11 protein-coding genes and 1 pseudogene are annotated in these 10,799 nt (G+C 66.1%); 5 read left to right on the top strand and 7 right to left on the bottom strand.

All coding sequences use genetic code 11. From position 1 onward, the window contains the following. The 3 genes from E2C06_RS33415 to E2C06_RS33420 all read right to left on the bottom strand — a co-directional run. Positions 1-850: recombinase family protein (locus E2C06_RS33415; RefSeq protein ID WP_338324264.1), on the bottom strand; the 850-nt coding region annotated here is incomplete at its 3' end. Between the two features lie 48 nt (positions 851-898). After that, positions 899-1,072, bottom strand: coding sequence for a hypothetical protein (locus E2C06_RS41255; protein WP_338324263.1), 174 nt, complete (start codon positions 1,070-1,072; stop codon positions 899-901). Further along, positions 1,069-1,572, bottom strand: coding sequence for a DUF2924 domain-containing protein (locus E2C06_RS33420; RefSeq protein WP_133292888.1), 504 nt, complete (start codon positions 1,570-1,572; stop codon positions 1,069-1,071). The genes E2C06_RS41255 and E2C06_RS33420 overlap by 4 nt, the downstream gene beginning before the upstream one ends. A gap of 420 nt (positions 1,573-1,992) precedes the next feature. Between E2C06_RS33420 and E2C06_RS33425 the strand changes: the two genes are divergently transcribed. The 3 genes from E2C06_RS33425 (at position 1,993) to E2C06_RS39965 (ending at position 4,679) form a co-directional block, all read left to right on the top strand. Further along, entirely contained in the window at positions 1,993-2,565 is a 573-nt protein-coding gene (locus E2C06_RS33425) for a hypothetical protein (protein ID WP_133292889.1), read from the top strand. 72 nt (positions 2,566-2,637) lie between these two features. After that, a complete protein-coding gene (locus E2C06_RS33430; protein WP_133292890.1) occupies positions 2,638-3,660 on the top strand; it encodes a terminase TerL endonuclease subunit in 1,023 nt (340 codons plus the stop codon). A gap of 179 nt (positions 3,661-3,839) precedes the next feature. Continuing rightward, positions 3,840-4,679 (top strand): DUF2272 domain-containing protein, encoded by an 840-nt coding sequence (locus E2C06_RS39965; protein ID WP_241671591.1) that lies wholly within the window; start codon positions 3,840-3,842, stop codon positions 4,677-4,679. Between the two features lie 83 nt (positions 4,680-4,762). Here E2C06_RS39965 and E2C06_RS33440 read toward each other — a convergent pair whose 3' ends face one another. Then, positions 4,763-5,113, bottom strand: a complete 351-nt coding sequence (locus E2C06_RS33440) for a M15 family metallopeptidase (RefSeq protein WP_165982835.1) — start codon at positions 5,111-5,113, stop codon at positions 4,763-4,765. A gap of 902 nt (positions 5,114-6,015) precedes the next feature. Here E2C06_RS33440 and E2C06_RS33445 point away from each other — a divergent pair. Then, positions 6,016-7,215 carry an extracellular catalytic domain type 2 short-chain-length polyhydroxyalkanoate depolymerase gene (locus tag E2C06_RS33445; protein ID WP_456305203.1) on the top strand — a complete coding sequence of 400 codons (1,200 nt, stop codon included), beginning with the start codon at positions 6,016-6,018 and terminating at the stop codon, positions 7,213-7,215. Positions 7,216-7,314: 99 nt separating this feature from the next. Here the strand turns inward: E2C06_RS33445 and E2C06_RS40975 are convergent, their stop codons facing one another. Further along, positions 7,315-7,497: a recombinase family protein gene (locus tag E2C06_RS40975; RefSeq protein ID WP_133292893.1), complete on the bottom strand. Its 183-nt coding sequence runs from the start codon at positions 7,495-7,497 to the stop codon at positions 7,315-7,317. 78 nt (positions 7,498-7,575) lie between these two features. Here E2C06_RS40975 and E2C06_RS33455 point away from each other — a divergent pair, with 78 nt between their 5' ends. After that, entirely contained in the window at positions 7,576-8,130 is a 555-nt protein-coding gene (locus E2C06_RS33455) for a hypothetical protein (protein ID WP_206664815.1), read from the top strand. A 1,032-nt stretch (positions 8,131-9,162) separates the two neighbouring features. Here the strand turns inward: E2C06_RS33455 and E2C06_RS33460 are convergent. Beyond that, positions 9,163-9,399, bottom strand: a pseudogene (locus E2C06_RS33460) (DUF3489 domain-containing protein); the annotation flags it as partial. Between the two features lie 43 nt (positions 9,400-9,442). Further along, a complete protein-coding gene (locus E2C06_RS33465) occupies positions 9,443-10,300 on the bottom strand; it encodes an LLM class F420-dependent oxidoreductase (protein WP_133292895.1) in 858 nt (285 codons plus the stop codon). Positions 10,301-10,799: the final 499 nt, after the last annotated feature.

Consider the following 10,799-nt stretch of genomic DNA (forward strand, 5'->3'; position numbering starts at 1 on the left):
CCCGCACTTGGTCCACCACGGCCGCCTCGATCTCCGCCGCCGATACGCGCCGCACGATGCTGCCGTCACCGGCGGCGTCCCCCTTCAGTACTCGCTGTGCCACGTAGTAGCAGTAGAGCCGGCCATTCTTCATGGTGTGGACCGGCGACAGCGCCCGCCCGTCCACGCCGAAGATCAGCCCCTTCAGCAGCGCCGGCGCGTGCTGCCGGTTCTGCGCGGCCCTGGCTCGCGGGCTGACCTGCCTGATGGCCTGCACCCGATCCCACAGCTCCCGCGGCACGATGGCCTGGTGTTCACCGGCATGGACGTGACCCTTGTGCTCGACCTCGCCAACATAGGTCCGCAGTTTCAGGAGCTTGTAGACGTCGCCCTTGTCCAACGGCCGGCCCGATTTGCTGGTCACGCCCTCCGCCTGGAGCCGCTTCGGGGTTTCCGAGCCGGAGCCAGTCTCGGCGAACAGCTCGAACACGCGCCGGATCCGTGCCGCCTCCGCCTCGTTCGGCACCAGCTTCCGGTTCCGCACGTCATACCCGAGCGGCACCTTGCCCCCCATCCACATGCCGCGGGCACGGGAGGCGGCGAACTTGTCCCGGATCCGCTCGCCGATCACCTCGCGCTCGAACTGCGCGAAACTCAGCAGGATGTTCAGCGTCAGCCGGCCCATGCTGGTCGTGGTGTTGAAGGACTGTGTGACCGAGACGAAGGTCACGCCATGCGCCTCCATGGTCTCCACCAGCTTGGCGAAGTCCATTAGCGATCGGGACAGGCGGTCGATCTTGTAGACGACAATGGCGTCGATCCGCCCCTGCTCGATGTCGGCCAGCAGGCGCCGCAGCGCCGGCCGCTCCAGGGTACCGCCCGAGAAGCCCCCGTCATCGTAGCGGTCGCGGACAAGGACTCAGCCCTCGGCCCGCTGGCTGGCCACGTAGGCCTCGCAGGCATCGCGCTGGGCGTCGAGGGTGTTGAACTCTTTGTCCAGACCCTCGTCGGTGGACTTGCGGGTGTAGACCGCGCAGCGGAGCTTCTTGACCGTGGCGGGGATCGCCTGGCCGGGCAGCTTTCTCCGGCTCATGCCTCTGCCCTGCCTTTCAATCCGAAGAAAGTCCAGCCGTTCCACCTGGTGCCAGTGATGTGCCGGGCAATGGCGGACAGCGATCGGTAGGGCCGGCCCTCGAACTCGAAGTCATCGGCGCGGACTGTGACCACGTGCTGTACGCCGTCGTACTCCCGGATCAGGCGCGTGCCGGGGAGCGGGCGGCTGTCGGCTCGGATGCGGCGTAGCACGACGTTGCCGCCGTCCAGCTGCTCGCCGAGCGCCTCCAGCCTGGCCCGGGTCTCCGGCTTCAGGCCGCCATAGGCCAGCTCCTGGATACGGTAGGCCAAGCGGCTCTGGATGTAGGCCTTGTTGAAGGGCGGCGGCTCCTTGCCGAAGAGCTCGCGCCACTGCTGCTTCAGGTCGGCAATCGGAGTGGCCTGAAGGGCGGCGAGGCGCGGCAGCACTTGGGCCGGCGGGATGGCGGGGATGACAAATACGGCTGGTGCGGTCTCGGTCATCGGTCGGCGTCGGGTCATACGGAGGCCCTCTCCAAGAGGTCCGCATGCACGCTCTGCTGGCCGGTGAAGTGTAGCGAACTCTCTCCCTTGGCCGCGGCCCCGGCAGCGTTACGGGCGAGTTCCTCGGCAGTGCGGCAACGAAGCCGTACAAGACCGGCGGCCAGGATGGCGCAGACCTCGCGGAGGTGGGGCGGGAGGTGGGGGTTGGGGGTCTGAGTGGCCATAGTTGGCAGCGAAGATCGGCTGCTGCGGGTAAAAGGAACAGCTATAACAAGCCATTAGCGGGCCATCGCGGCCACAAAGGCAGCTAAGCGAAGGAGCGAGTAGCAGAGCAGATGCGGGCGCGTTATCCCTCCGCTCCCCCCAGCAGCGGCTGGGCTACTGAAGGAGCTAAAATGAAATGATCGGTTGCTCGCGAGACACAGGAAATGTCGGCCAGTGAGCCGTGCCTCGCCCCGCAACCAAACCCTCGTACTGCCGCCGGGCGGCCTAACCCCGATCAAGGCGGCCGAGATGTTCTGTCCTGAAGCGTTTGCCATCTATCGGCAGGGCGGTGAGGCGCTCGAGGCCGCCATACGCAGTGAAGCGCATCGGATGAGTGCTCGGGCAATGCGCAGGCCGGAGCTCCGCGCTGACGCGTGGCTGACACTTCAGCTGCTCGACGTGATCTACCGACGGCCGGATCTGAATTTGACGGGTCGGAATCCCAACGCCTCGCTGGCGCCCCGGACCGCGGTCGACCCAGATGTGCTGCAGGCGGCATGCGAGCGGAACAACAGTGACCAAGCGATGCACCGCCGCTGGGTGGAGATCGATTTTATCCGCGACCTTATCTCCAGCGGCCGCGATCTCGTGACGACCATCGATCTCGGCCAGCCTGACCAGAAAGTCGACGCGCGGATCGAGTCGTCTAACGGCTCGCCAGTACAGCCGCCTCTGGCCTCAGTTGAAACCGCGGAAGCGGCCAAGCCGGAGTACACCCCAGATCGGGGCAAACAATGGCTAACATAGGTTCGCGAGACCTGCGTAGCCAATGGCGACTCGCACAAGACGGCGGAGGTCTACGACGTCCTGCTGACCGCCATGGGCAAGCGGCGGCACCCCCTGCTGCTCTCCATCAGCACCGCGACCGGCAATGGCACCGGCATCGGCAAGCAGCTCTGGGACTACGCCACCCGCGTGCTGGAGGAGGTCCAAGAGGACGATCGGCTGTTCGCGCTGATCTACACCGCCAACCCGGAGGACGACCCTTGGGACGAGGCGACCTGGATCAAGGCCAACCCTTCCTGGGGCCAGGCGGTCCAGCCGGATGCCATCCGCGGCATTATGCGACAGGCTCGGAACAACGCCGCGCAGGAGGCGGTGGCCAAGACCCGCCACCTGAACATCTGGGTCGGCGCCGACGAGGCGCTGTTCAGTATGCGGGCCTGGCGTGCGGCGGCAGATCCCTCGCTGGTGCTGGAGGACTTCGAGGGCCAGCCGTGCCACCTCGGGATTGACCTCGCCAGCCGCACCGACCTGGCGGCGCTGGCCATCGTCTTTCCGGGGCGCGACGCGGAAACCGGCAAGGCCAGCTACACCGCCTTCGCCCGGTGCTACCTGAACGAGGACGCGGTAATGGAGGCGCGCAATCCGAGCTACCCTGGCTGGGCGGCCGAGGGCGAGCTGACGATCACGCCGGGCAACGAGACCGACTTCGACGCGATTGAGAGCGACATCGTGGATCTGTGCCGGCACTTTCAGGTGGTGAGCGCTGGGTTCGACCCGTGGCAGTCAGCGCAGATGGCGCAGCGGCTGCGGGGCGAAGGCGTCAACGTCTTGGAATTCCGGGCGACGACGCAGAACTTCAGCCCGGCGATCCTGGAGCTTGATGCCGCGATGCGCGCTGGCCGGCTCCGGCACGACGGCAATCCGGTGTTGGAATGGTGCATGGGCAATGTCGTCGGCAAGCCGGACCGGCGCGGCAACCTGTACCCGACGAAGCAGCGGCCGGAGCAGAAGATAGATGCCGCGGTCGCGCTGATGATGGCAATCGGCCGTGCGATGGCGGCCGACGATGGGCAGGCCGACCTTACGGAGTTTCTGCGGAATCCGGTGTTTGGCTGAAAGGAGGCCGATTGGACTGCTTCAGCATGTTCGGCAGCCATCAACGACTATTGGTTAGTGGTCAATGGCGTTTGATTGCTTCCTGACCTGCTTCCATGGGCGCTGGCTTCGCCGCACTTGCCGCGGATTAGAGTTGAATTGCTCATTGCGTGTGCACAACATGGTGCCGGACCTACGCCATGTTCCGGGCCATCCTCATCCTCCTGCTGCCGCTCGCCGCCGCAGCCTGCGCCGCGTCCCGTGAGCCGCCACCGGATACCGGTGCGGTCTCGCCGCTCGCCCGCGCGGCGCTGGCCGAATGGAAGGCTTGGGGCGGCATCGTGGTGGTCGGCTGGCCCGAGGCGCGGCCATCCAACACTGCCGCAACGCCGGAGCGCTTCGCCCGCCTACTGGAGTATTGGACGGCTGTCCCCGGCGGTGTTGGCATCGCGCGGCGGTTATGCGGCCTGCGTTCGGCCATCGCCGCCGCATCGGCCGGGCACGCCGGCGCGGAGACGCAGGACGGGAATGGCGAGGACCCGGCCACCCGGACGGTCGTGCCGGCACCCGGGCCCGAGGACATGAGCATCTATGCCTTTCCCGCTTGGTCGGCCGCCTTCGTCTCTGCGATCGCGCGCCGCGCCGGCCTTCCCGAGGGCGCCTTGCCCGCCGCCGACAGGCACGCCCGCTACATCGATGCTCTGCTCGCCCGCGCATCCGCGGTCCCAGACGGCGCGCCCTTCCTGCCTTACGCCCCGGAGGACAGAGCGCCGAAACCCGGCGACCTTCTCTGCGCCGACCGCTCAGCGGCGCCACTGTCGCACTGGTCGATGCGCCTTGCCGAGGTCGGCCAACCCCGGCCGATGCACTGCGACATCGTGGTCCGCACCAGCCCCGGCGTCATCGAGGTGGTGGGTGGCAACGTGCAGGATCTCGTGGTGCTGCGGCGCTTTCCCGTCGACGCCGCCGGACGGGTTCTGCCTGCCCCGCCCGGGCAGCCACCCTTCGTGTTGGTGCTCGCGACCCAGGACAGCGAGTGAGCGAGAGTGACGGCGGTCCGAGCAGCGGTGCGGCCGCCCGGCCTCGCCCGCGGCGTCTGGGCCGAGCAGGAGCGCATGGCGGTTCAGCGGAATAGCTCGGGCCGATACTCAAAGTGCAGCCCGTCATAGTGGAACCACTTACCGCCCCAAATGAAGCGCTCGGCCTCGAACGCCTCCAGGATCTCCCCGGGCAGCTGGCCGGGATCGAACTTGGTGCCGCGCGAGCGCGACCAAGCCCAATACTCGGAGTACCGGACGCCAACGTCGATCGCCGCACCGAAAGCATGCATGCTGGGCAGGCCGCTGTCGACGACAACGCGGCAGTTGTAGGCGCCCGCCGACGGCACGAGGGGCGCTTTGACCCGGTCGGGCATTCCCTCCAGCACAGTGACCACGCGCTCCAGCCGGCCGGCGACATCGTTTACAGTGGTCACCGAGAGTGTCTGTGGCCTCGTACGCGGCATTCAGATTACGGACCTCAACCGCGGAGCCACCGCTGCCCCCGCGTGGCAGTCGCCGTACATCTTTACGAAAAAGGCGGTGTTGCGCAGCCGCCCGGGACTGTAGTCACGCGGCGGCGGGCTGAGCGCGGGCCCCGGATCGTAGGTCTGCCGGAGCTGGTCTGCGATCGTCGCGGACCGCAGCATTTCGTGGAAGGGACGCGGGGGCTGTCCCGCGCCAATGGGCATGAGCGTGCCGTCTCGCCAGAGGAGGGTGTCGCGCTCGACGCCGGCGAGGTGGTCTGGGTAGCTCGCAAGGAGCCGCGCGATCCTCACGGACATGAGCACAGACAGATCAGCTCGTGAGGTAGCCGTCCCGGGACGCGGCCACGCCGCGCCCACCCTGGGCGGCGCCGGTTCGCCCCTGCTGCAGGAGGCGAGCAAGGCGAGGCTGGCTTGCAGGAGCGGACGCTTTCGCGGACTGGCCATGCTTCACTTCAACCGATGTCGGCCCGGGGTCTACCGGGTGATATGGTCGAAGCGGGCGGCGACCAGCACCGCCCCAATTCGCCGGCAACGCGCCAGCGCTGCCTGAAAACCCCGCCGGCGATCATCCTTGCCGCGGACCACAGCGCCACAGGCGTAGGGCTGGACGGGCTACCTTCAGTTTCTGACGGCCGGCGTGGTTCGTTCTTGTGCGGCAGCGGAAGCAGGGCCAACAACTCATACCGACCTCATGAAGTCCCGACCCATCGGGAGGAGCACTACCTGCCAACTGCGTCCCGGCCGAGGCAAGCCGTGCCGCTCGTGCAAGGGTCAGGACTTCCTGAGGTTGGTATCAGTGGTGAACGGTGTGGCGCAGCGGCAAAATCCCGCCTGCATCGGCGGGGGTCAGCATGACGGCCACGACAGCGAGTTCCAGCAATCGCTCGGCGCCTGCCCTTCGCCGGACGAGCAGGGGACTGCGCGCCCTGTGCTTTGCGCTGGCACTCCTCGTAGGAGCGCACGCGACTGCCAGCAGGAGCGCCACCCTTTCTCCCGCTGAAGGCGGGTCTCTCCCGGCCGGCCTATCTCTGAACCCGAACTCGGTGACAGTGTCCGGCTTATCTTCGGGCGGCTTCATCGCCCACCAGTTCCACATCGCCCACTCCGACCTGGTGCGTGGAGCCGGCATCGTTGCCGGGGGGCCCTTCGGCTGCGCCGAGCGCGTACCGAACCCCTGGGTGTTCGGGGCGGCGCCGCTCCTGCGCGCCCAGGCCGCGACCCTCTCCTGCACCCATGTCGCGGGGGCGACCCTGTTCGGCCTGCCAGTCCCGTCTCCACGCGTCGAGGACAGCCTCGTGGTGATCGCCGAGGCCCGGCGCGCAGGCACCATTGCAGCGCCATCCCATCTAGCGGGCACGAGGGTTTGGCTGTTCCGCGGCGAAGCCGACGAGTTGGTGCCCAGGAAGACCTTCGACGCCCTTGTCTCACTCTACCGGCAGCTCGGAGTGGCCGAACCGAACCTCATGGTCCGGCCGAACAATGGGCCGAAAGCCGCGCACGGGATGCCGGTGTCCGACTTTCCCGAACGCGGCCCGCTCCCGGCCCGGGCCTGCGGCATCTACGGGCCACCCTTCATCAACCGGTGCGGCTTTGATGCGGCAGGCGAAATTCTCACGCACCTGTACGGCCCGCTGAATGCCCCGGGCGACGCGACGGGCGGAGGTGAACTACGCTCCTTCGACCAGCGCCCCTTCGTTCCTCCCGCCCGCGAGGAGACGGGGATGGCTGCGGTTGGCTGGGTCTATGTGCCGAAAGCATGCGGTCAGCAGCGCTGCAACCTGCATGTCGTTTTCCACGGCTGCCAGCAGGACGCGGGAACCCCGCCCTCCGCAGGGGGGATTGGCGCCGACTTCCTGCTCGACGCCGGGTACAATCGCTGGGCCGTGTCCAACCACGTGGTGATTGTCTACCCGCAAGTGACGGGAACCCCCTTGAACCCGCGCCGCTGCTGGGACTGGTGGGGTTACAGTGGCGACGACTACCTTGGCCGCGACGCCCCGCAGATCGCCGCCGTCAGAGCTATGGTGGCGCGCCTGCTCGATGCGCGGTGAGGCACGGAATGGCGTCTAGCGCACATGGTCGGCCCGCCCCTGCACTTGCCTGCCGGCGTGGAAGCGGTCCAGCGGTGATTCGGTCCGGCGGGCGAGTGGTCAGATTGCCGCCCGCGCCAGCACCCGCGCGACCGTCGTGTGGGTCCAAGTGCTGCCGCCCCGCGGTCTTGGCACCCCGCGCTCGTGCAGCGCCCGCCCGATCGCCCCCAGGCTGGCACCTCCTCGGCCCGCAGCCGCTCCACCTCCAGCCGCAGCGTAACCTGCTACGCTGCCTTCCGCCAAGCAGGAGGCGCCACTGTAGCATCAGGACCTGCAGCAGGCCGACAGCGCTGATTCCATCAAAGGATCGAAAGCAGAGCCATGGCAGGAGACGCCGAGAACGATAGCGACAGAGCGCATGTCGTCACATGGCGGGTTGTGGCATGGAGCGGGGCGGCGCTGCTGCTGCTTGCGCCGCTGATGGCGATGCCGTTTACCGAAGAGGTACGGTGGACCGGATCAGACTTCGCGGTTTTCGGAGTCATGCTGGCCGTGCCACTTGGGGCCTTGGAGCTCGCGGTGCGGGCGACGCGGAGCATGGCCTACCGGGCCGCGGTGGCAGTGGTACTAGGCGCAGCCTTCCTGATGACCTGGGTGAACCTCGCAGTCGGCATCATCGGGAGCGAGGACAACTCCCTTAACCTGGTGTTCTTCGGCGTGCTGGCGATCGGGATCGTCGGCGCCTTCATCGCGCGGTTCCAGCCCCGTGGAATGGCGCGTGCTATGGCCGCAATGGCAGTCGCCCACATCGTAGTCGCTGTGGCCGCCCTGATCGGCGGACATGTCACTGTCGTCCTGACCGGGTCCTTCGTCGGGGCGTGGTTCCTGTCTGCCTGGCTTTTCCGGAGGGCGGCAAAGGATCAGACTGCCGTCTAACAGACGGATTACCGAGCTCCCAATGCCTTTCTTCCGTCCGGCAAAGGTTAGGTCGGATACCGAGTGTCAGACGCGTTCCACTACGCGTGTGGGTGCTCGACCTGCCGCGGTAAGGCCACACTGGACTACATCTGCGAAATGCCCATGCCGTTAATCACTCAGCTATCGTCGCATGTGAGGTCGCGCATCCGTGAACTACCGAGTGGGGGTACAAATGTCGGGTGTGTCGGACGGTAAGTTTCTTGGATACGTCAAAGTCGAGATCCTGACGCATCATCCGCGCCAATGGACCTGGAAGGTGTGCAAGCACGCGAGCCAGCTTCCCGTGCTGTCTGCCAAGGCTCCGTTGTCCTGTGCTGAGAGTGCGTGGGATGCCGGCAGGAAGGCTCTGAGGGCGCTGGAGCAAGGCAAAATCGTTGCGAGAGCAACCTAGCGCCGCGCGCTGCTAACCGGACGATGGCGCGAAGCAAGACCGCGGTATGCTGCCATTTCACCTTGTACGGGAATTGTGCTCTGCAAGCTTCCCGCGCTCTCCGCATAGGCGCGGACGAGGGGCAATCTCCGCCTAAGCCTTGCCAGCTTGCCCACAAAGTCTTCCACAGAGTCATCCCCAGATTCTGGGGATAAATCCTCTGATGACACCGAAGTCGGTTCATAGCGGATTATTCTAAGTATTTGAATTGTTGAACGAACTCAGGTGTCACACCCCGCAAAATCCGATGTGGACAAACCTTGGACTCTCTTGACGAGGGCTGATCCAGCATCGCTGATCACGGCATATTTCGCCGGATGACTCTACCTGAGCTTGTGAATTCGAGGCGGTAATTGCGGGGCCGGGCGTGACGCATCATCTCGCCAAAATTGACGGGAGTCGCAATGAGTGGAAGCCAGAGGCCGGACAGCGGTGACGGGCTTGCCAGTCTCATAATCGGCCAAGTGCTGCTCAGCACACCGCTCAAGTGTACCTGCTCCGCGGTGAAAACGCGGTAGAGCCCCACCGCCAGCTTGGGGGCGCCGTGCGGTGCCGGCGCATCAGCCCGCCTCGGCGACGCGGTAGACTGTGTAGCTGCCCTTGGCGCCCTCCTTACCGGGGTGGACCTGGCGGACCCGCTCGGCAGCCTCGACCGCGAGGCCCTGTCGCTTCTTCAGCCCGGCGAAGAAGCCGCGGACCGTGTGGGCCTGCCAGCCGGTGGCCTTCGCGATCTGGGTGACGGTGGCGCCCTCGGGCCGGCGCAGCATGGCGAGCACCTGCTGCTGCTTGGTACCCTCGCGCGGCTTGCGCCGGCTTGTTAGCCGGGCTGCATTCGTAGGATCAGCTACCCAGCCGGCGCTTGAGTTCGGTCCAACGGTCGATGATTGGCATCAGCTTATCCCTTCCTTCGGCTGGCAAGCTGAACACGACACGGTCAATCCCGATCTCCTCGCAATACCTCAGGCGGTCGATCTCCTCGGGAACACGAAAGATGGTAATCGGGAGGCTGGCGGGATCGCGTCCAGCCTCAGTCGCCATCTGCCGAAACTTGGCAACGAGGACGCCGACGCCGTCCTTCTCCAGCCGATCGGCACGAGGAATCCATCCATCGCCGTAGCGGATCGCCCTGCGGGCGGCATAGGGGAATGCACCACCCACGATAACGGGCGGATGGGGTGCCTGATATGGCTTTGGCCACTGCTTCATCCTGGCGAAATTCACGAATTCACCGTGGTACTCGGGTTCCTCTTGCGTCCAGATCGCCTTCATAGCCTCGATCCGCTCGCGCGCCAGCTTGTGGCGGGTGGCGAAGTCGGTATCATGGTTCTCGATCTCGTCCTGGTTCCAGCCATTACCGACGCCAAAAAGGAACCGGCCCTTCGATAGCTGGTCGATAGTGGAGATCATTTTCGCGGTCACAATCGGATCGCGCTGCGTGACCAGGCCGATGCCGGTGCCGACTTTGAGATTCGTCGTGACAGTCGCCGCCGCATTGAGCGCCAGGAAGGGATCCATGATGTCGTAGTAGGGACGGATCAGAGGGCCGCCGGCGGGATATGGTGTTGTGCGGGAGGATGGAATGTGGGTGTGTTCGGGCACCCAGAGAGATTCGAAGCCCCGCTCATCCAGCACCGGGCCGAGTTCGGCCGGGTGCATGGAGTAGGTCGTGAAGAACATGACCGCACCGATCTTCAGCAAAGGCTCTTTCCTCCGGTGTTGCGGGATAGTGCGGCAGGTGGAGAGAGGGTCGTCAAGGCCGGTCCTGGATGCTGACTGGCCTCAGCAAGGATGCGCACGCGGGTGCCGGAGAGGGCTACCGTCGGAGCTCCTGGTACAGCAATGGCGCATCGGGCAGACACGATGCTAGGTGAATGGAAAAGACGGGGTCCAAGGGAGGTCGTGTATGCGCGGTTTGTTCGCCGCCGTGACAGGATTGGCCATGTCGCTGGTCGGCGTGGCCGAGGCGGGCCAGGCTTTCGACGCAATCCGGGCGCGGGGTAGCATCGTCTGCGGCGTCAACCAGGGTGTCGCCGGGTTCTCGGCCCCAGATAGTCGGGGCGAGTACCGCGGCCTTGACGCGGACTTCGGGAGTGTCAGGAATTCCGTGTGCGTCCGGTCGGTTGAACGACACGGTCAGGCCAGGGCTTTGGTGAAGCGCTGGCCGAACAGGACGGCGAACTGAGCCTTGGCCATGGCC

The organism is Dankookia rubra, assembly GCF_004355005.1.
Lineage (GTDB): Bacteria > Pseudomonadota > Alphaproteobacteria > Acetobacterales > Acetobacteraceae > Paracraurococcus > Paracraurococcus ruber_A.

Coding starts and splice junctions, on each gene's coding strand:
- E2C06_RS41255 (WP_338324263.1), bottom strand. CDS start 1,072: ATGAGCCGGAGAAAGCTGCCCGGCCAGGCGATCCCCGCCACGGTCAAG.
- E2C06_RS33420 (WP_133292888.1), bottom strand. CDS start 1,572: ATGACCCGACGCCGACCGATGACCGAGACCGCACCAGCCGTATTTGTC.
- E2C06_RS33430 (WP_133292890.1), top strand. CDS start 2,638: ATGGGCAAGCGGCGGCACCCCCTGCTGCTCTCCATCAGCACCGCGACC.
- E2C06_RS39965 (WP_241671591.1), top strand. CDS start 3,840: ATGTTCCGGGCCATCCTCATCCTCCTGCTGCCGCTCGCCGCCGCAGCC.
- E2C06_RS33445 (WP_456305203.1), top strand. CDS start 6,016: ATGACGGCCACGACAGCGAGTTCCAGCAATCGCTCGGCGCCTGCCCTT.
- E2C06_RS33455 (WP_206664815.1), top strand. CDS start 7,576: ATGGCAGGAGACGCCGAGAACGATAGCGACAGAGCGCATGTCGTCACA.